Genomic DNA, 20,180 nt, shown 5'->3' with positions numbered 1-20,180 from the left:
GCTTCCATGAGCAGCCCTTCCACCACGCTGGCGAAGCCGCCGGCGTTTCCCGTGATCGACGAGAAAGTCTCCGCGCGCACCTGGCTGGCGGTCGCCGCCGGCATGCTGGGCGCCTTCATGGCGGTGCTCGACATCCAGATCACGAATTCCTCGCTCAAGGATATCCTTGGCTCGCTGTCGGCCACCCAGGAAGAGGGCTCGTGGATTTCCACGGCCTACCTGGTGGCGGAAATCATCGTCATTCCCCTCACCGCGCTGCTGGCGCGCGTGTTCGGTCTGCGCACCTACATGATCGGCACCACCGCTTTCTTCCTGCTGTTCTCCACCCTGTGCGGGGCGGCCTGGAACCTGGAAAGCATGATCGTCTTCCGCATGCTGCAGGGGTTCACGGGCGGCGCCCTGATCCCGATGGCGTTCACCCTGGTGATGCTCAAGCTGCCGGCCTCGAAGCGCGCCGTCGGCATGGCCATCTTCGGCCTCACGGCCACCCTGGCGCCGGCCATGGGCCCGACCCTGGGCGGCTATCTCTCCGAGCTGTATGGCTGGCCTTCGATCTTCTACATCAACTGGGTGCCGGGCGTGCTGCTGATCGCCGGCATGATCTATGGCCTGGACAAGGAGCCGATGCAGCTCAAATTGTTCTGGAAGGCCGACTGGCTGGGCATCTTCTTCATGGCCCTGGGCCTGGGCTGCCTGACCATCTTCCTGGAAGAGGGCAACTCGAAGGACTGGTTCGACTCCGGTTTCATCATCGCCTTCGCCGCGCTGGCCTTGACGGGCATCCTGGGCTGGGTCGTCACCAGCGCCACGCGCGCCGAGCCCTTCGTCAACCTGGCCCTGTACGGCCAGCGCAATTTTTTGGTGGCCACCGTGCTGTCGGCCGTGACGGGCATGGGCCTGTATGGCTCGGCCTTCCTGCTGCCCCTGTTCCTGGGCCAGATCGCCGGCTACTCGCCGATGCAGATCGGTGAAGTCATCATGTGGGTGGGCTTGCCGCAGCTGTTCATCATGCCGTTTGTCGCCAAGCTGTCGTCCGTGGTGGACAACCGCATCCTGTGCTCGTTCGGCCTGCTGCTGTTCGGCGGTTCGTGCATGATGAACGCCTACATGGATGCGTCCACCGGCTACGACCAGCTGCTGTGGTCGCAGGTGGTGCGCGCGCTGGGCCAGCCCTTCGTCATGCTGACCCTGTCGAACTTCGCCATGAAGGGCATCGCGCCGAAGGACATGGCGTCGGCCTCGAGCCTGTTCAACATGACGCGCAACCTGGGCGGCTCGATCGGCATCGCCCTGCTGGCCACGGCCCTGAGTACCCGCGAGCACTTCCACTCGCAGCGCCTGGGCGAGGCGATCAATGCGTATTCCAGCGCCACGCAGCTGCGCATCGACCAGCTGACGTCCTCGTTCATGGCCAAGGGCTATGACGCCGTCACGGCCGGCAACCAGGCCTTGCAGGCGATCGACGGCATCGTGCGCCGCGAAGCGTATGTGATGGCCTACAACGATGGCTTCTTCCTCGTCGGCGCCATCCTGCTGGCCTGCATCGTGCCCCTGTGGCTGGCCGATAAACTCAAAGCTCCTGGTGGCGGTGGCGGCGGTCATTGACCGCGCACAGGCCGCACGTGCAGCACCTCAAGAACAAGAAGGTACACATCATGAACACAGTTATGACCAAAATCGCCACAGCCGCCTCGTTGGCCGTGCTGCTTGCCGCCTGCGGCACCGTGGGCCAGGATTTCATCGCCCCGGCGAACGTGGCCGGCATCGACAAGGCATCCTTCCGCCACGGCGCGGCCGCGGCCGATGCCGCGCAACTGCCGAAAGAGTGGTGGCGCATCTACGGCGACGCCACCCTGGACCGCCTCGAACGCAGCGCGCTGCAGGACAATCCCGGCGTGAAAGCGGCCGGCGAGCGCCTGCTGCAGGCATTGGCGCAGAGCGGCACGGCGCGCGCCAACCAGGGCCCGAGCGTGAACGTCAGCACGGGCATTTCGAACTCGCGCACCTCGGCCAACACCTCGCAGGGCCTGGCCCTGGGCAACCGCTCGATCAGCGGTAATAATTTTTCCGTGGGCGGCTCGCTGTCGTATGAAGTCGACTTGCTGGGCCGCGTCAAACGCATGGTCGAAGCGGCCGATGCGCAGGCGCTGGCGGCGCAGGCCGACCGCGACGGCGTGCTGCTGATGCTGTCGGCGCAGGTGGCCAGCAACTACTGGCAGCTGCGCGGGCTGGACGCGGAATTGGCGATCCTGAACGGTGCCCTGGACACGCGCCGCGAGTCGGCGCAGCTGGTCGAGGCGCGCTTCAACGCGGGCTTGACGAATGAGCTGGACCTGGCGCGCGCGAAAGTCGAACTGTCGAACGCGCAAGCCGACCTGCATGAAGTCAAGCGCCAGCGCAACCAGCTGGAAAACAGCCTGGCCACCTTGACGGGCAAGCCGCCGTCGGCGCTGCAATTGCCGGTGGCCGCCCAGCCATCGAGCCTGCCGCTGCCGCCCGCCATTCCCGTCGGCTTGCCGGCCAGCCTGCTGGCGCACCGTCCGGACCTCGTCTCCAGCGTGGCGAACCTGCGCGCGGCGAATGCGCAGGTGGGCGTGGCCGAAGGCGCGTTTTATCCGACGCTGCAATTGACGGGCAATTTCGGCTATGCGTCGGAAAAGCTGCGCGACCTGGCGCAGGGCGGCTCGCGCCAGTTCAGTTTTGGTCCGCTGGCCCTGTCGCTGCCGATCTTCGACGGCGGCCGCAACCAGGCCAACCTGGATTTGAGCAAGGCGCGCTATGCGGAAGCCGTGGCGAACCACGAGACGAAGCTCTTGACGGCCTTGCGCGAAGTGGAAGATGCGCTGTCCGATGTGGAGCAGCGCCAGTTGCAGGGCGATGCGCAAGCCTTGTCGCAGGCCGCCGCCGCGCGCGCCTACCTGGTGGCGCGCACGCGCTACGAGCGCGGCATCTCGACCTACCTGGACGTCACGGATGCCCAGCGCAGTTCGCTGGCGGCGGACCGCGCCGCCGCGCAGATCAAGACCCAGCGCCTGCTGGCGACGGTCGCCGTGGCGAGGTCTTTGGGTGCCGGCTGGCAGCCGGACGGCGAACTGGCCAAGCTGGCGAAGGCCAATTAAGTACGATGATTACGTGAGCGTGGCCGGTGGCGGTGTCGCCGCCGGCCCGTAGCGTTCCAGCAGAAAGTCGATGAAGGTCGTCAGCTTCGGCGTGGGCTGGCGGTCGCGCGCATACACGAGGTGCATGGGGCGCGGCGCCGGCACGTAGTCGGCCAGCAGCGGCACCAGCCTGCCGGCGGCGATATCGCCAGCCATCAGGATTTCCGCCTGCATGACGATGCCGAAGCCGTGCAGGGCCGCCACGCGCAAGGCTTGCCCGTTGTTCGAGCGGAAGCGGCTCTCGCGCACGGGGCTGCCGTCGTCGTCGCCGCTCCTGGCCAGGCGCCAGCGCACATGGCGCGTCCACTGCATGAAATCGAGGCATTCGTGGCGCGCCAGGTCGGCCGGCGTGCGCGGCGTGCCGTGTCTGGCCAGGTAGGCTGGCGCGGCGCACATCACCATCGCATACGGCCGCAGCGCGCGCGCCACCATGGCGGAATCTTCCAGCTTGCCGATGCGGATGGCCGCATCGAATCCTTCTTCCACCAGGTCCACCGTCCTGTCGTTCAGATTCAATTCCAGGCTCACTTCCGGATACGCATCGAGGTAGTCGGCCAGCAGCGGCGCGATGCACTCGCTGCCGAACGACACGGGCGCCGTGATCTTCAGCTTGCCGCGCGGCGCCGTGCGCATGGCTTCCGCGCCCCGTTCGGCCGCATGGATGCTGGCCAGGATCTGGCGGCACTGTTCCACGTACTGCTGGCCGATTTCCGTCAGGCTTTGCCGCCGTGTCGTGCGCGCCAGCAGCCGCGCGCCCAGCCGCTCTTCCAGGTACTTGATGTGCTTGCCCACCATCACGGGCGAAATCTGGAACGCCTCGGCGGCGGCCGTGAAACTGCCCGCATCGACGACGGCGACAAAGATTTCCATGCTGCGCAATTTATCCATGGCGTCTCGATTGCAAACTGTAGGTTGGTAATCTTGTAAATTCTAGCGTATTTATTCCTTTTTGTAAGCGGCGCATACTGGCTCCATCGTTCAACCCCAGACAAGGAAGCATCATGAAAATCGTCATCATCGGCGCCAGCGGCACCATCGGCACGGCCGTTTCGGCCCAACTGGCGCAACGCCATGAAATCATCGAAGTGGGCAGCCGCAGCGGCACGCACCAGGCCGACATGGGTGACATCGGGCAAGTGCGCGCCCTGTTCAAGCGCATCGGCAAGGTCGACGCCGTCGTCGTCACGGCTGGCAAGCTGCATTTCGGTCCCCTGGCCGAATTCACGCCCGAGCAATTCCGGCTGGGTCTGGACAGCAAGCTGATGGGCCAGGTCAACGTGGCGCTGGTGGCGCAGGAATACCTGAATGACGGCGGTTCGATCACGCTCACGAGCGGCATCGTGGCCGAGCAGCCGATCCGCTTCGGCGCGGCCGCCAGCATGACGAATGCGGCCGTGGAAGGCTTCGTGCGGGGCGCCGCCATCGAGTTGCAGCGGGGCGTGCGCATCAATGTCGTCAGCCCCACGGTGCTGGCCGAATCGCTGGAGTCGTATGGCCCCTTCTTCTACGGTTTCGAGCCGGCCGCCGCCAGCCGCGTGGCCCTGGCTTACAGCCGCAGCGTGGAAGGGGCGCAGACGGGGCAGGTGTACAAGGTCTGGTAAGCCGCTTGCCATGCCATAGGGCAGGTGGGACAATCGCAGGCTGAACAAGGAAGCGGCCGCGCCGTGATGGTGCGGGGCGCTTGCTTGCTGTGAACCATACACCGAGGCCCCATGAAAAACATCCTGATTCCCCTGCTGCTGGCCGCCGCCGTCGGCAGCGCCTGCGCCGCGACGCCAGCCGCCGCACCAACCACCCCGGCCACCGCCGCGCAATTGACCGCCATGAGCGCCCGCTACGCGCCCGTCGCGCTGACGGCCGACGTTACGCACCTGTCCAAAGGCGACCGCCAGGCCATTGCCAAGCTGGTCGAGGCGGCCAAGCTGGTCGACGTGCTGCAGCTGCGCCAGCGCTGGTCCGGCAATGAAGCGCTGTGGGCCGCCTTGAAGAAGGACAAATCCAAGCTGGGCCAGGCCCGTTTGAACTATTTCTGGATCAACAAGGGCCCATGGTCGGTGCTCGACGCGCACGCGTCCTTCATGCCGGCCAGCTATGCCGGCATCGCCATTCCCGCGCACAAGCCGGAAGCGGGCAATTTCTATCCGCAGGGCGCTACCAAGGCCAGCCTGGAAACGTGGATGAATGGCCTGTCGCCAGAAGACAAGCAGCAGGCGCAATGGTTCTTCACGACCATCCGCGCGGGCAAGGATGGCAAATACCAGACGGTCAACTACTCGGACGAGTACAAGGTGGAACTCAAGCAATTGGCCAAGCTGCTCGACGAGGCGGCCGCCGCCACGGACAACGCATCGCTGAAGAAATTCTTGACCCTGCGCGCCAAGGCTTTCCTCGACAACGACTATTTACCGTCCGACTTTGCCTGGATGGACCTCGATTCGCCCGTCGACATCACCATTGGCCCATACGAGACGTATAACGACGAGCTGTTCGGCTACAAGGCCGCGTTTGAAGCCTATGTGAACATCCGCGACCAGGCGGAAACGCAAAAACTGAACTTCTTCGCCAAGCACATGCAGGAACTGGAAGACAACCTGCCGCTCGACGCCCAGTACCGCAACCCGAAAGTGGGCGCGCTGGCGCCGATGGTGGTGGTCAACCAGGTGTACGGCGCCGGCGACGGCAACATGGCCGTGCAGACGGCCGCCTACAACCTGCCCAATGACGAGCGCATCATCAGCGCGCGCGGCTCCAAGCGCGTGATGCTGAAAAACGTGCAGGAAGCCAAGTTCAAGGCCACCCTGACGCCGATCTCGAAACTCGTGCTCACGCCCGAAGCGCAGCAGGACGTCGATTTCAACTCCTTCTTCACGCACATCCTCGCGCATGAAATCATGCATGGCCTGGGCCCGCACGCCACCACCGTCGACGGCAAGCCATCGACGCCGCGCCAGGACTTGAAGGAAGCCTACTCGACCATCGAAGAAGCCAAGGCCGACATCACGGGCCTGTTCGCGTTGCGCTACATGATGGACAAGGGACAGCTCAACGATACCCTGGGCCAGGGCGAGGCGGCCGAGCGCAAGCTGTACAACACTTTTCTTGCCTCCGGTTTCCGCACCCTGCATTTCGGCCTGACGGATTCGCATGCGCGCGGCATGGCCATCCAGATGAATTACATCCTCGACAAGGGCGGTTTCGTGTCGCTGGGCGATGGCAAGTTCGGCGTCGATTTTGCCAAGATCAAGCAGGCCGTGATCGACCTGGACCGTGAATTCTTGACCATCGAGGCGACGGGCGACTATGCGCGCGCGCAAGCGATGATGGCCAAGTATGTGGTGATCCGCCCGGAAGTGCAGGTGGCGCTCGACAAGATGAAGGCCGTGCCCAACGATATCCGCCCGGAATTCGTCACGGCCCGCGCGCTGGACAAGGCGACGAAGAAGTAAATCTGACGCCGTATTCTCAGTGTGAAAACCGGTGCCCCGCGCATCGGTTTTTTTTTGGCTCTGTCCTCGTAAAATAGGGGAAATGCCGGAATCTTCCCATGGCGGTGCTGTCTGACTCCGCATACCCCCCACACAGGGAGCAGATCATGCGGCCAGCCGAATGGATCAGCTTTATCGCGCAGTTTGCGCAGTTGAACCGGCGCCAGCGGCAGGCGGGCATGGCCCTGCTGCATGGCAACACGCCACTCGACGCGACCGTCGCGCTGCTGGAGGGCGTGGCGCAGCCGCGCTTGGCCTGTCCCGCCTGCCACTCGCCCCATCTGCATCGGCATGGCCATGCGCACGGCCTGCAGCGCTACCGCTGCGTGCCTTGCGGGCGCACTTTCAATGCCTTGACGGGCACGCCACTGGCCCGCCTGCGCCATAAGGCGTTGTGGCTCGATTATGCCGACTGCCTGCTCGATTCCCGGTCGGTACGCCAGGCGGCCAGCCAATTGGGCGTGCACCGCAACACCACGTTTCGCTGGCGCCACCGATTTTTATCGTTGGCAAAAACGGACCGGCCGCATGGCCTGCATGGCATCGCCGAGGCTGACGAGTTATACGTGCTGGAATCGGAGAAAGGGGCGCGACAGATGACGCGTCCGGCCCGCCGCCGCGGCGGCCATGCGCAACGGCGCGGCATATCCAACGAGCAAGTCTGCATCCTGGTGGCGCGCGACCGCACGGGCCAGACCCTCGATTTCGTCATGGGCAGAGGCGCGTTGACGAAGGCGCAACTGCACCGCTGTTTGTTGCCTGTCATCGATAAGGATATCCTGCTGGTCACGGATGGCCATGCCGCCTACCGGGCGTTTGCCAGCGAGGCGGGTATCAGCCACCAGGCCGTCAACTTGCGCGCCGGCATCCGTGTGCAGGGCGCCGCGCATGTGCAGAACGTCAATGCATATCACAGCCGCCTGCGCGAATGGTTAAGGCCGTTTCACGGCGTGGCCACGCGCTACCTGCCAAACTACCTGGGATGGCGCTGGATACTCGACGCCAGACGCATCCGCTCACCCGAAACGTTATTGAAAGCAACATTGGGAGCATTCCCACACTTGATGGTGACATAGCCTTTTTTTTGGCTTTTTTTCTGAAAAGTTGCCAGTTTTTTCTTGTGGAAATATTTTCACCGCTTACTCTGCAGTGGTGACATTCTTTCTTTCCGCTGATCCCATGTTGAAACTGTTTTCGCTGTTGAGTTTGCTTATTGCCGCGCCTGCGATGGCGCATGCTCAGCTCACCGATCTGGAAAGCCGCTGGCTGCAGGCGGGAAAACCCGTCATCGATTACGCGCGCACGCAGGGCTTGCCCATCGACATCATCGTGCAGCCGCAGGATGCGCCAGGCGCCGTGCCGCTGGCGCTGGGCTACGCGGCAGGGCGCTGCAAGCTGGTGCTGTCCTTGCGCGGCAATGCCATGGCCGATACCGTCCTGCAGGGTGTGCCGCCCGCGCGCGACGGCCTCATGATCGAAGCGATGACGGCGCATGAAATCGGCCATTGCCGGCGCTATGCGCAAGGCGACTGGCATGCCTTGCCGCGCGGCTTTGTCGAGCCGCGCAGCATGCAGCGGGGCAAGCTCACACCGCTGGCGCAGGAGCTGCGCGAGACGCGCCGGGAAGAGGCCTATGCGGACCTGGTGGCCCTGGCGTGGATGCATGCACGCCACCCCGGGCAATATCAGCAGGTGCTGGCCTGGATGCGCGGCGTGCGCGCGGCTGGCGAGGCGGCGGGTGGCGGTATAGGCAGTTCCCACGCCACGCAGGCATGGCTGGCGCTGGCCGAAGGCGAGGGTGCATTTGCTGACTCCGCTTCACCATTTGAACAGGCGCAAGTATTGTGGGGGAAGGGCTTGAGCGGCGACAAATAAACATGATTTTGTACGCGGATGGACCGTCAGCGTGTGCTGTCGCACGGAGCTTTGCGCGCGGCAGGGGTCTAATCTGGGCATCAACTAACCAGAGAGGAACCATCATGAACAAAATGATCGCACTCATGCTGGCCGCCAGTGCCAGCGCCCTGCTTGCCGCCACGCCCGCGTATGCACAGGATGCCTCGTACAAGAATTTGACGGACAAGGCAACGGCCGATTACAAGCAGGCCAAGGCCGCCTGCGACAGCCACAGCGGCAACGCGAAAAAAGTCTGCGTGGAAGAAGCGAAGGTGGCGCGCGCCAAGGCCGAGTCGGACGCCGTGGCCCAGTACCGCAACACGCCGCGCGAGCTGGGCAAGGCCCGCAAGGATGTCGCCAATGCCGAGTATGACCTGGCCAAGGCCAAGTGCGGCGACCGCACGGGCGCCGATAAAACCACGTGCATGAACGATGCCAAGGCGGCGAAAACGGCCGCGCTGGCCGACGCCACCACGGGCGCCAGGGCCGGCACCAACGTCGCGCAAAATCCGCCTGCCACGACGAAGGAAAACTGCGACGCCATGGATGCGACGGCCAAGGCCGCCTGCATGACGCGCAATGCGGCCGGCAGCACGAAGATGGCCGTGGCCGACTCCGTCATCACCACCAAGATCAAGGCGGACCTGGTCAAGGACAATGACTTGAAGGCGCTCGACGTGCACGTGGAAACCGTGAATGGCGTCGTCATGCTCAGCGGCTTCGTGCCTTCCCAGGCGCAAGTGAAAAAAGCCGCCGACCTGGCCCGTGGCGTGGAAGGCGTGAAGGACGTGAAGAATGGCTTGAAGGTGAAGTAAGCCAGGTGGCCTTTGCCGCCACGGCAAAGGCCCTGCTTGCATGAAAAAAGCCAGGTCCGCGCATGCGGAACCTGGCTGTTTGTCACTGCCGCCAGAAGACGTTCCTCTGGTAGCGGCTCTTATTTCACGTACTTCGCCAGCCAACCCTCGACTTCGCTATAGAAGAAGCGGCTGTTCTCGCCCTTCAAGATCCAGTGGTTTTCGTCCGGGAAGACCAGCAGTTTGGCCGGCACGTTCAGGCGCTGTTGCACGGCAAAGTTCATCAAGGCGTTGTTGGCCGGCACGCGGTAGTCGAGCTCGCCCACGGTGATCAGGATGGGCGTGGTGAAGCCCGTGCCTTTTTCGTGGTTGCCCGCTTGCATGACCGGGCTTTGGTCGCGCCACACGGGCAGGTTCGACCAGACAGGGCCGCCTGCATTCGTTTCACGGCCGAAGCCGCCATCGCTGGTGCCCCATTGCATGATCAAGTCCATTTCGCCCGCGTGCGAGACGATGGCCTTGTAGCGCGTGGTGGTCGCCTGCAGCCAGTTGGCCAGGTGGCCGCCATAGCTGGCGCCGCCGGCGGCCAGCTTGGTGCCGTCGATGAATGGATATTTCTTGATGGCTTCATCGACACCCTGGTTGACTTCGTCGCCCGGACCCTTCAATGGGTCGAATTGAATCGAGCGCGCAAATTCCTCGCCATAGCCGGTGGAACCCTTGTAGTCGGTCAGCAGCACGACATAGCCGGGCTTGGCCAGCAAGTGATAGTTCCAGCGCAGCACGAACTGGTCGCGCCACATGCTGGCCGCGCCGCCGTGGATGACGGTAAACAGCGGGTATTTCTTGTTCGGATCGAAGTTGGCCGGTTTGACGAGCATGTTATGGATCTGGCGGCCATCGGCCGTCGTGAACCAGAAGTGCTCGGGCGCCTGCCAGTCGATTTTATCTGCCTTGTCCGTGTTGAAGGCCGTCAGCCGCTTCGGCTGCTTGCCGTTGAAGGCATAGATTTCCGGCGGGTTGATGGCGGACTCCCACACGCCGACCAAAGCCTTGCCACCGCTGCTCAGCGAGTTGACGGTGCCGGTCGGCAAGGATGGCTCTTCGCGCACGTCGCCACCCTTGGCGTCGATCGAGTACAGCTTTTCCAGGCCCGCATGCTCATAGCTGAAGATGATGCGCTTGCCGCCTTCGGGCAGCACGAAGCGCGAGATCGAACGGTCCAGCGTGGCCGTCAGAATCGTCGGCGCAGGCTTGCTCATCGGCCAGGCGAAGCTGGCCAGGCGCTTCACGTCATACACCTTGCCCGGCGTTTGCGCGTCGCTCAAGGCGAACAGGGTCTTGCCGTCGGCCGAAAATTTCAGGGAAGCGTAGCTATGTTTGTCCTGCGTCAAGCGCTGTGCTTCGCCGCCCTCCACGGGCAGCAGATACAGTTGCGAATAGACGGCTCCGCGCTGGGCCGCGTCGCGGTTGGTGGCCGCGTTGAAGACGACGGCCTTGCCGTCCGGCGTCCAGACGGCGTCCAGCGATTGTCCCTCGTCGCCCTGGCCGCCGCCAAAGCCCGGCAGGGTCACCAGTTGCGTGCCCGACAGGATGTCGCGCGGCGCCGCTTCCGGTTGCGCATCGACGATGAACAGGCGCACTTGCTTGTCGGTCAGCCATTTGTCGAAGTAGCGTGGCGCCGTCGTTTCATACGAACGGGCGCTGTATTTGCGCTCCTTGCGCTCTTTCGCGCTTTGCTTGACGTCGGCTTCCGTCTTGTTGCCTGGATAGATGTCGCTGATGAACAGCAATTGCTTGCCGTCCGGGCTCCATTTCGGCATGCGCGCACCGAGGGTGAGCGAGGTCAGGCGTTGCGCTTCGCCGCCGGCGGCCACGTCGAGGCGGTAAATCTGGCCCGATTCATCGCCGTCGCGCTTGGCGACAAACACCAGCTGGCGGCTGTCCGGCGACCAGGCCACGGCGCTTTCGCCGCTCTTGGAATAGGTCAGGCGGCGTGCGGGGCTGTCGTCGCCCAGGGACTTGATCCACAGGTCCGACCATTGCTCCTTGCTATCGTAGGCGCTGTCGACCACGGAGAACACGGCCCACTTGCCATCTGGGCTGGCGACGGGGGCGCCCACCCGTTTCATCAGCCACACGTCTTCATGCGTGATGGCGTGCCTGGCCTGCGTGGCGGCGGCTGCGGTGGTGGCCTTGGTATCGGCGGCGTGGACGGTCGTTGCCAGCGAGGCGCAGGCGGCTGCGATCAGCAGCGAGCCGAGGGAACGGCGAAGACGGGGTGAGGTCATGGGCGTGGTCCGGGAAGTGAAAAAAAAGTACAGCGAGCAACATTATTGCCCATCGTTTCCATCGCTGCCAAGGTCATGAACCGTTACTTACCAGGCGGGATGGGCGCGTATCGGGCGGGCGCGGCCTGGCCGATCAGTTAAACTTGCCGCTTTACTCACGCTGGCGCTGATTCAACATGAAAATTTGTCTACCCTTATTGAAAACGCTCTTGCTGGGGGCAGGCGTGCTGCTTGCCAGCCCGGGTTTTGCCGCCGTCGCCGCACCGTACCCGAATACCAGCGCCATGGGCGTGGGTCATGCGGAAAGCACGGCCTGGTATGCGGGCTGTCTGAAGGTCAAGGAGGCGGCGCCGCCGCCCGCCGACCTGCCGGCGCCATCCGCCGTGGCAGCCTTGCAGCAGTGCCAGGCGACTGACCTGTATTACGATACCAAGAGTATGTCCTCGCCCAAGCCGGCGGACTGGCGTCCCGTGCGTCATTGCGCCATGGCCACGCAGAATAGCGCCGTCTTGATGATGCTGTACCAGAATGGACAGGGCGTGCAGAAGGACCCCTTGCTGGCGCTGAAATACGCGTGCAGCATCGATGCGGCGCCGGCCGAGATGCAGGGCCGCATCGAACATTTGCAGCAGATTAACGCCAGCGGACGCGGCCTGATCGATTTGTGCGACGACATCACCAGCGGCTACATGATGGGCGTATGCGGCGCCATCGATGCTCGGCAAAAGCAGCGCGTGCGTGCGCAGGCGACAGATAAGGTCAGTGCGGCCATGCCGGCCGTGGCGCAAGCGTCGCTGCAAAAACTGCAGGCGGCGGCAAGCAAGTTTGCCGACGCGCGCGCGGCCAACGAAACGGATTTGAGCGGCACGGCGCGCGGCGCCCTGAGCATCGCCGCCCGCACGGCAGAGCTCGATCTGCTGGCGCAGGATCTGCGCGAGTACGAGGCGGGCAAGCTGCCGCCAGGCATGTCCAGGGAGCAGGCGGCGGCGCTCGACAAGGAGCTCAACGCCATCTACGGCAAGCTGATGAAGAAGCCGGCGGAAACCCATGCGGGCGCCGTGGGCAAGGATGGCATCCGCGCCACCCAGCGCCTGTGGCTGGCGTATCGCGATGCCTGGATGAATTTCGGCGCCGTGCGTTATCCATCCGTGACGAGCGAGACCTGGGCTGGCCGCCTGACGTCGCGGCGCAATGTGCAACTGCAAGATTTGCTGGGGAATTAAGCCATGCGGGAAGCGTATTACCACGAAGACGATTTTTGCATGATCGAGCTGTTGCCATTGGATAATTTACAGCATTGTTTGACGCAGATGGGCGAGCAGCAGGCGTTCGCCGACGCGCACCGCAGCGGCGCCGGCTGGACGGACATGTACGTGCCCGAGGCGCCGCCGTCGCCGCTGCGCGTGCTGGGCCTCACGGCGGACCAGCTGCGGGTGGCGCTGGCGGACGCCTTGCCGCCGTATGGCGCCGTCTACACGGGCTACAGCAGTTACCGCGTGGAATGCAAGAACGTGCTGGCCTTTGGCGGCGACAAGACGGAAACATTATTCGCCGGCCTGGACGAGCACGGTGTCGTGTGCGACCTGTGGTGCAGCGATGGCATGCCCGAACTGATGCTGTTGCCCTTGAAGGAGCACCTGCTGCTGGCCGACTGGGGCGCGGGCTTTGCGTGCCCGCTGGCCGATGGCGACTTGTTCGCGCGCTATCTGCAGGAAAACGAACTGGACTGATCGAACTGAACTGATTACTCGCAGGCGATGGCGTTCGGCTGCGCCACCTTGATCACCGACGCCAGCCGTGCCATGTCGTTGCCGTCGCCTTGCTCCACATACGGTTGATAGCTGTCGATGATGATGCGCGCACGCGCCTGCCAGCCGCAATTGTCGGCCTGGCGCGCGGGCACGCGCAGCAGCCGGCGCGCCTCGCCATCGTTGGAAAAGCAAAACCATATCTCATGCTGGGCGGCAGGGCGGGGCAAGCGCCCCCATTGCGCCTTGTCGGGCGCGAAGCAGACGCGGTTGCCGATGATCTCCAGGCTCATCTCGTCCGTGCGCGCGCTGTACTGGCCATCGAGCACGATGGGCGCTTGCGCCTGCGCGGGCAGGCAGGCGGTGGCAAGTAACAGGGTGGCGACAAGTTTCATGCGTTTCTTCTTTCAGGGCTGGCAAGACGAAGGGCCAGTATAACCGTGGGGCCGGAAACGCAAAAAGCCAATCCCGAAGGATTGGCTTTTTGGTACTGCGCATTCGTGGTAGGCCGTGCGGGATTCGAACCTGCGACCAACGGATTAAAAGTCCGCTGCTCTACCAGCTGAGCTAACGACCCGAAAGAGGCCGCATTATATATCAGTTGAAAAAGAATGCAAAGCATTCCTGCGAGAAAGTGCAGGTCTGCTAAGGCAGGGCTGCCGTGAGCTTCAGCACTTCATCGATGCTGGTTGTGCCATCGATGATCTTGCGCGCGCCGGCGAGGCGCAGCGGCGTCATGCCGTCAAGGATGCTCTGGCGGCGCAGGGCGTGCAGGTCGGCGCCCGTCTTGACCAGCTGGCCGAACGCTTCCGTCACGCTCAGCAGTTCATAAATGCCGGCGCGCCCCAGGTAGCCGCTGTGCCGGCACAGGGCGCAGCCGACGGGGCGGTAGATGACGTCTGGCCGTTCCAGCTGGCCGCCCGTCAGGCGCTGCCATGGCGCGGCGCCTGGGGCGGTATCCAGCTCCTTGCAGTCCGGGCACAGGCAGCGCAGCAGGCGCTGCGCCAGCACGCCGGCCAGGCACGCTTCCAGCAGATAGGCGGGCAGGCCCAGTTCCAGCAGGCGCATGACGGCCGAGGGCGCGTCGTTGGTGTGCAGGGTCGACAGCACCAGGTGCCCCGTCAGCGCCGCCTGGATGGCCATCTCTGCCGTGGCCAGGTCGCGGATCTCGCCCACCATGATGATGTCGGGGTCTTGCCGCATCAGCGCCCGCACGCCATCGGCAAACGACAGTTCGATGCCGGCCTGGGTTTGCACCTGCATCTGGTTGAAGGCCGGCTCGACCATTTCGATGGGGTCTTCCACCGTGCACACATTGACTTCGCTGCCGGCCAGCGCCTTCAAGGTGCTGTACAGGGTGCTGGTCTTGCCGGAGCCGGTCGGGCCCGTCACCAGCACGATGCCGTGCGTGCGCGCCGTCAGCTGGCGCCAGCGTTCCGCGTCGGCGGGCGGAAAGCCCAGCTCGGCGAGACTCTTGACGGCCACTTCCGGGTCGAAGATGCGCATGACGAGTTTTTCGCCGAAGGCCGTGGGCAAGGTCGACAGGCGCAGCTCGATTTCCTGGCCCTGTGCATTGCGCGTCTTGATGCGGCCATCCTGGGGGCGGCGCTTTTCCACGACGTCCATGCGCCCGAGCAACTTGATGCGCGCCGTCATGGCCAGCATGACGGCGGGTGGCAGCTGGTAGGCCTGGTGCAGGCGGCCGTCGATGCGCAGGCGCACGAGGCCCGCGTCGCGCTTCGGTTCCAGATGGATGTCGGAGGCGCGCTGGGCAAACGCGTATTGCCACAGCCAGTCGACGATGCGCACCACGTGCTGGTCATTGGCGTCCAGGTTGCCCTTGTTGCGCCCCAGTTCCACCAGTTGCTCGAAATTGTGGCGCAGCGCCATGTCTTGCGTGGACGCCTGGCGTGCCACCTTGACGGAACTGGCCAGGCTGAAAAATTGCGCGATGGCGTCGGCGATGTGCAGCGGATTGGCGATGACGAGGCTCAGTTTGCGCGGCGCAAGATTCCCCAGCTGTGCCTGCCAAGCGAGCGCGTAGGGCTGGGCCGTGGCGATGACGATGCGTTCTGGCGTGCTTTCCACGGGCAGGATATTGAAGCGGGCCGCATAGCCGGCCGTCATGACGTCGGCCACCTGGCTGAAATCGATGTGCAGGGGATCGATGCGCAGATACGGCAAGCCGGCCCGCCGCGCCAGCCAGGCGCACAGGGTGTCGAGCGTCAGCGCGCCGTGGGCGATGCCGCACAGCGGATGCAGGGCCGGCGTCGGCAGCAGGGCGGCCTGGGCCTGCATGGCGGCCGCTTGCGCGGCGTCGAGCAAGCCGTCTTCCTGCAGCCAGGCCAGCAGTTGCGGAAGTTGCAGCGGCGTGTCGGGAGGAGGGGATGCGGACATGGCCGGCGCCTTTCATGGCGGCCGGCCTTGCCTGGGTGGCCGGCGCTTACAGGGTGCTGGCGATGCCCTTGACCCAGGACTTGGCGGGCAGCTTGGTCTCGGCGACGATCTGTTTGGCGCGCTCGAGCAGGGCCGCTTGCGCTTCCGTATCGAGTGCCACTTTCGTCTTGAAAGCGATCGCCACCACGTTCCCATCATGGACTTCCGGCAGGCAGATCACCTGTTCAAACGCAAACTTCATCGCCTTGATGTTCTTCGCGTAGCTGGGGTGGTCGCCAAACAGGTTGACCGTCATGATGCCGTGCGGCGCCAGGCAGGCGCAACAGGCTGCATAGAAATCGGCGCTGTCGAGCACGGGACCGCGCGCCGTGGCGTCATACAGGTCCACTTGCAGGGCGTCCAGGGTGCCGTGGTTGGCGTCGTCGTTGACGTAGTCGAGCGCATCCATCTCGCGCACGTGCAGGCGCTCGTCGTTGGGCGGCAGCTTGAACATCGATGCGCAGATGGTGATGACGGACGGGTTCAGTTCGATGGCCTCGACTTGCGCCTGCGGGAACTGGCGGTAGCAGAACTTGGTCAGCGCGGCCGTGCCCAGGCCCAGCTGAGCGAGGCGCTGAGGTTGCTCGATCCACAGCATCCACGCCATCATCTGCTGCGCGTATTCGAGCTCCGGCCAGTCCGGCTTGCGGATGCGCATGGCGCCCTGCACCCATTCCGTGCCGAAATGCAGATAGCGCACGCCATCCATTTCGGACAGGGTCACGGGGGCATAGCGGGGCTTGCGCGCGGGGCGCGAGGATTCGACTTGTTCGATGGATTTTCGTTTGATAAGCATAAGGCGGCCTGAAAGTGTGCCGCATTATAGCCCGCGCCGGGGCGCCATAAAAAATGCCAGCCGCTGGGGCTGGCATGGTACGGGCCGGTTGCCGCGCTTACTGTTGAGCTGGTTCGATCGAGACACGCAGGCGGATGCGTTCGCCCGGATCGTAGGACATGATGCTCGTGTAGTTGCGGCCGCGGTAGTCGTAGGTGACCTGGTAGCCATTGTTGCGCGATTCCCAGTGATCGACCTGGCGGCATTGCTTGACGGCTTGTTCCTGCATGCCGCCCTGGTAATTGTTCTGGTTGTCGACCCGGTCGCCGACGACGGCACCGGCAATCGCGCCAGCGGCGGCGGCGGCCGTGCGGCCATTGCCGCCACCGACCTGGCTGCCGAGCAGGGCGCCGGCGATACCGCCGACGATGGAGCCGCCAGCGCTGCGCTGTTGCGGCGGTGCCTGGACTTGCACATATTCCGTACGGCATTCCTGGCGTGGGCGGTTGATCTGTTCCACTTGCGGCACGACGCGCACGACCTTGCCGAAATCTTCAAAGTCGGCGGCCTGGGCGAGTGGCAATGCGCCGATACAGAGGGCAGACATCATCAATTTGGCTTGCAAGTTCATTTGTAACCTCGTTATCTAGAGAATCTTTCAGGGTATTTTTTACAACTTGGGACTATAGTAATCCCGCCAGACCGGGGCAAGTGTTTCGCATGGCAACAAAATGTAACAGCCCAAGCCCCTTGCCCCACAGTCTGTAACATGCACTTTCAATCGATACAAGATGTTGAAGTGACTTGAAACCAGCGGTTTGTAACAAATCTTGCGTTTGACATCATATTCGGGTTGATTCATGCAGGACAACACGTTACCCTAATACGCGTATGGCTTATATAAAATCGCACTGAATCGCATAAAAGTTGATACAGATCGAATCACCGCGTGCGCATTGACCCGCGTGCGGGGATGCAATAAGAAGAGCAGCTAGAAGAGATCCATACATAACAGGTCGATTTGAGGGAAAAATGAGTTTGTTACTAACCGTGCCGCCCAACCTTGTCCAGTCCATCCGTGCCTTTCGCGTGACCGAATTACAAGACGAGGCGATCCGTCTCGGGCAGCACTTTTTATATGCGCATTGCAACGCTGGACAGACCAAACAACAAGTCATCGGCATTATTGCAGAAGCATTCCTGTTTCCGAAAAACCTGGCGAAGAATTTCGATGCCCTGCGCCTGTGCCTGACGGACACCATGTTCAAGGCGGGCACGCAGACGGGTTTCCTGGTGGTGCTCGAGCAATTGCCAAATACGCAAAAATTTGACAAGGAAGCGCGCGAGATCCTGCTCGACGTGTTCCGCGACGCGGCCGACTACTGGGCCGAGAAGAAAGTCCCGTTCCGCGTCTTCTATTCGTTCGAGTAAATACTTACTCTTGCCGCGACGCCGTCAAACCGGCCTCCGGCGCCGGTGAGACTCGGCATCGCCGGGCGGCTGCGGGGCGCCGGCGCTCATGTTGCGCCGCAACAATAATACCGGCCTTTCTAGATTCGCATCGCCATAGCGGGTACAATGCGCGCTATGAAAAATATCGTTATCCTCATTTCCGGACGCGGCAGCAACATGGAAGCGGTCGTACGCGCGGCGCAAGCCGAGCAATGGCCTGCCCGGATTGCCGCCGTCATCAGTAACCGGGCCGATGCCCAGGGATTGGTTTTTGCCGCGGAACATGGGATAGCGACGGCAGTCGTTGCCAACAAGGATTATGCCAGCCGCGAGCAGTTTGATGCGGCGCTGCAAGCCGTGATCGACGGCTTCGCCCCCGACCTGGTCGTGCTGGCCGGTTTCATGCGTATCCTGACGCCGCCCTTCGTCGAGCATTACGCGGGGCGCATGCTCAATATCCACCCGTCGCTGCTGCCGCTGTTCCCGGGCATGGCCACGCACCGTCAGGCGCTCGAGGCGGGCGTGACGGAACACGGCGCGACCGTGCATTTCGTGACTGCCGAGCTCGATCATGGCCCGGCCGTGGCGAGCGCGACAGTCCCCGTCTTGCCAGGCGACACAGAAGACAGCTTATCGGCGCGCGTGCTGGTACAGGAACATCTGCTTTACCCGCGCGCCATCCGCCTGTTCATTGACGATAAACTGTCAGTCGAGCATGGCCAGGTCCGCGTGGACCCTCAATAAAATATTACAGGAAGAATAACAATGAGATTGCCACCAGCGATACTTGCCAATGCTGAAGAAGTATTGCGCGAAATTTTACGTTTCACGGCCCCGGCCGACACCACCCTGTCGCGCTATTTCCGCGACCATCCGCGCCTCGGTTCGCGCGAACGCGGCGCCATCGCTGAAGGCATTTATGCCGTGCTGCGCAACAAATCGTTCTTTACCGATTTCGCTGAAGCGGGCAATGGCCCGACCATGCGCCGCCTGACCATCCTCGGCCTGGCCGAAGCCGTCGGTGCGGACTCCTTGGGTGGCCTGACGGAAGAAGAAGTGGAATGGCTGGAACGCATCACGCAGATCGACCGCAGCCTGATGCCGGCGAACATGCGCGCCAACATGCCGACCTGGCTGTTTGACAAGCTGATCGCCCAGTTCGGCGAAGCGGAAACCATGAAGCTGGCCGATGCGCTGAACGCGCCGGCGCCGCTGGACTTGCGCGTCAACTCGCTCAAGGCCACGCGTGACGACGTGATGCTGGCCCTGGCCGAAGCGCCGATCCTCAGCACGCCGACGCCGTTTGCACCGCTCGGTTTGCGCGTGATCAAGAAGCCTTCGCTGCAAAACCTGCCGTTGTTCCAGAGCGGCGCCATCGAAGTGCAAGATGAAGGCAGCCAGATCCTGTCGCAGATCGTCGGCGCCAAGCGCGGCGAAATGGTCGTCGATTTCTGTGCCGGCGCGGGCGGCAAGACCCTCGCATTGGGTGCGCTGATGCGCAACACGGGCCGTTTGTACGCGTTTGACGTATCGGAAAAGCGCCTGGCCAAGCTGAAACCACGCATGGCCCGCAGCGGCCTGTCGAACGTGCATCCGGTGCAGATCGCGCATGAGCGCGATGCCAAGATCAAACGCCTGGCTGGCAAGATCGACCGCGTGCTGGTCGATGCCCCATGCAGCGGCCTGGGCACCCTGCGCCGCAATCCGGACGTGAAATGGCGCCAGCAACCGAACTCGATCGTCGAGCTGCAAGCCAAGCAGGCTGCCATCCTGGCCGGCGCGGCGCGTCTCGTCAAGGGCGGCGGCCGCCTGGTGTACGCCACCTGCAGTTTCCTGAATGAAGAAAACGATTTTATCGCTGAGCAATTCCTGGCCGCCAACCCCGACTTCACCTTGGTGCCGATGCACAAGGTGCTGGCCGAGCAGAAGATCGATCTGGAAATGGGCGACTACCTGAAATTGTTGCCGCACTTGCACCAGACCGACGGCTTCTTCGCCGCCGTGTTCGAACGCAAGGTCATGCCGAAAAAAGTCTATGCCGATGAAAAACCGGCCGACGACGTTGACGCTGAACCAGCCGAGTAAGCCTGTCACGGGCTGCCGCTGCACCCTGCAGCGACGGCTTTCAATGCCGCCAGCCCGTCT

General features: G+C 63.4%; 18 protein-coding genes and 1 tRNA gene. 12 read left to right on the top strand and 7 right to left on the bottom strand.

The window, feature by feature from the left end:
* The first annotated feature begins 6 nt into the window (after positions 1-6).
* Complete coding sequence (locus GCN78_RS03020) at positions 7-1,605, top strand: DHA2 family efflux MFS transporter permease subunit (RefSeq protein WP_152250363.1); 1,599 nt, start codon at positions 7-9, stop codon at positions 1,603-1,605.
* A gap of 50 nt (positions 1,606-1,655) precedes the next feature.
* Positions 1,656-3,119 carry an efflux transporter outer membrane subunit gene (locus GCN78_RS03015; protein WP_226939432.1) on the top strand — a complete coding sequence of 488 codons (1,464 nt, stop codon included), beginning with the start codon at positions 1,656-1,658 and terminating at the stop codon, positions 3,117-3,119.
* 9 nt (positions 3,120-3,128) lie between these two features.
* Here GCN78_RS03015 and GCN78_RS03010 read toward each other — a convergent pair whose 3' ends face one another.
* Entirely contained in the window at positions 3,129-4,046 is a 918-nt protein-coding gene (locus GCN78_RS03010) for a LysR family transcriptional regulator (protein WP_152250362.1), read from the bottom strand.
* Between the two features lie 113 nt (positions 4,047-4,159).
* Between GCN78_RS03010 and GCN78_RS03005 the strand changes: the two genes are divergently transcribed.
* From GCN78_RS03005 to GCN78_RS02985, 5 genes are all read left to right on the top strand, one after another.
* The gene (locus tag GCN78_RS03005) at positions 4,160-4,759 is read left to right on the top strand and encodes a short chain dehydrogenase (protein WP_152250361.1); all 600 of its coding nucleotides are present in this window, start codon (positions 4,160-4,162) and stop codon (positions 4,757-4,759) included.
* 111 nt (positions 4,760-4,870) lie between these two features.
* Positions 4,871-6,604, top strand: a complete 1,734-nt coding sequence (locus GCN78_RS03000) for a dipeptidyl-peptidase 3 family protein (RefSeq protein WP_152250360.1) — start codon at positions 4,871-4,873, stop codon at positions 6,602-6,604.
* 146 nt (positions 6,605-6,750) lie between these two features.
* Positions 6,751-7,719: an IS1595 family transposase gene (locus GCN78_RS02995; protein ID WP_152250359.1), complete on the top strand. Its 969-nt coding sequence runs from the start codon at positions 6,751-6,753 to the stop codon at positions 7,717-7,719.
* A 103-nt stretch (positions 7,720-7,822) separates the two neighbouring features.
* Positions 7,823-8,518 (top strand): hypothetical protein, encoded by a 696-nt coding sequence (locus GCN78_RS02990; RefSeq protein WP_152250358.1) that lies wholly within the window; start codon positions 7,823-7,825, stop codon positions 8,516-8,518.
* A gap of 104 nt (positions 8,519-8,622) precedes the next feature.
* On the top strand, positions 8,623-9,354 hold the full coding sequence (locus GCN78_RS02985) for a BON domain-containing protein (protein WP_152250357.1): 732 nt from the start codon (positions 8,623-8,625) through the stop codon (positions 9,352-9,354).
* Positions 9,355-9,473: 119 nt separating this feature from the next.
* On the opposite strand, the gene GCN78_RS02980 is transcribed toward GCN78_RS02985, so the two are convergent.
* Positions 9,474-11,624: an alpha/beta hydrolase family protein gene (locus GCN78_RS02980; protein WP_152250356.1), complete on the bottom strand. Its 2,151-nt coding sequence runs from the start codon at positions 11,622-11,624 to the stop codon at positions 9,474-9,476.
* A 176-nt stretch (positions 11,625-11,800) separates the two neighbouring features.
* Here GCN78_RS02980 and GCN78_RS29545 point away from each other — a divergent pair, with 176 nt between their 5' ends.
* Together GCN78_RS29545 and GCN78_RS02970 are read left to right on the top strand one after the other, a co-directional pair.
* Complete coding sequence (locus GCN78_RS29545) at positions 11,801-12,847, top strand: lysozyme inhibitor LprI family protein (protein WP_226939431.1); 1,047 nt, start codon at positions 11,801-11,803, stop codon at positions 12,845-12,847.
* 3 nt (positions 12,848-12,850) lie between these two features.
* Complete coding sequence (locus tag GCN78_RS02970) at positions 12,851-13,354, top strand: alpha/beta hydrolase family protein (protein ID WP_152250355.1); 504 nt, start codon at positions 12,851-12,853, stop codon at positions 13,352-13,354.
* Between the two features lie 14 nt (positions 13,355-13,368).
* Here GCN78_RS02970 and GCN78_RS02965 read toward each other — a convergent pair whose 3' ends face one another.
* From GCN78_RS02965 to GCN78_RS02945, 5 genes are all read right to left on the bottom strand, one after another.
* Positions 13,369-13,767, bottom strand: coding sequence for a hypothetical protein (locus GCN78_RS02965; RefSeq protein WP_152250354.1), 399 nt, complete (start codon positions 13,765-13,767; stop codon positions 13,369-13,371).
* A gap of 106 nt (positions 13,768-13,873) precedes the next feature.
* Positions 13,874-13,949 (bottom strand) — tRNA-Lys (locus GCN78_RS02960).
* Between the two features lie 68 nt (positions 13,950-14,017).
* The gene (locus GCN78_RS02955) at positions 14,018-15,769 is read right to left on the bottom strand and encodes a GspE/PulE family protein (RefSeq protein ID WP_193316588.1); all 1,752 of its coding nucleotides are present in this window, start codon (positions 15,767-15,769) and stop codon (positions 14,018-14,020) included.
* Positions 15,770-15,815: 46 nt separating this feature from the next.
* Positions 15,816-16,604 carry a class I SAM-dependent methyltransferase gene (locus tag GCN78_RS02950; RefSeq protein WP_152250353.1) on the bottom strand — a complete coding sequence of 263 codons (789 nt, stop codon included), beginning with the start codon at positions 16,602-16,604 and terminating at the stop codon, positions 15,816-15,818.
* Between the two features lie 97 nt (positions 16,605-16,701).
* Positions 16,702-17,214 (bottom strand): glycine zipper 2TM domain-containing protein, encoded by a 513-nt coding sequence (locus tag GCN78_RS02945; RefSeq protein ID WP_034785134.1) that lies wholly within the window; start codon positions 17,212-17,214, stop codon positions 16,702-16,704.
* Positions 17,215-17,615: 401 nt separating this feature from the next.
* Between GCN78_RS02945 and GCN78_RS02940 the strand changes: the two genes are divergently transcribed.
* From GCN78_RS02940 to GCN78_RS02930, 3 genes are all read left to right on the top strand, one after another.
* A complete protein-coding gene (locus tag GCN78_RS02940; protein ID WP_034747450.1) occupies positions 17,616-18,014 on the top strand; it encodes a barstar family protein in 399 nt (132 codons plus the stop codon).
* A gap of 156 nt (positions 18,015-18,170) precedes the next feature.
* The gene (gene purN / locus GCN78_RS02935) at positions 18,171-18,779 is read left to right on the top strand and encodes a phosphoribosylglycinamide formyltransferase (RefSeq protein WP_076568208.1); all 609 of its coding nucleotides are present in this window, start codon (positions 18,171-18,173) and stop codon (positions 18,777-18,779) included.
* Positions 18,780-18,800: 21 nt separating this feature from the next.
* Positions 18,801-20,120, top strand: a complete 1,320-nt coding sequence (locus GCN78_RS02930; RefSeq protein ID WP_152250352.1) for an RsmB/NOP family class I SAM-dependent RNA methyltransferase — start codon at positions 18,801-18,803, stop codon at positions 20,118-20,120.
* The last annotated feature ends 60 nt before the right edge of the window (positions 20,121-20,180 follow it).

It is taken from the genome of Janthinobacterium rivuli (assembly GCF_009208735.1).
Taxonomy (GTDB): Bacteria; Pseudomonadota; Gammaproteobacteria; order Burkholderiales; family Burkholderiaceae_D; genus Janthinobacterium.
Note: the sequence above shows the minus strand (reverse complement) of the source record. Positions and strands in the feature narration are given on the sequence as shown.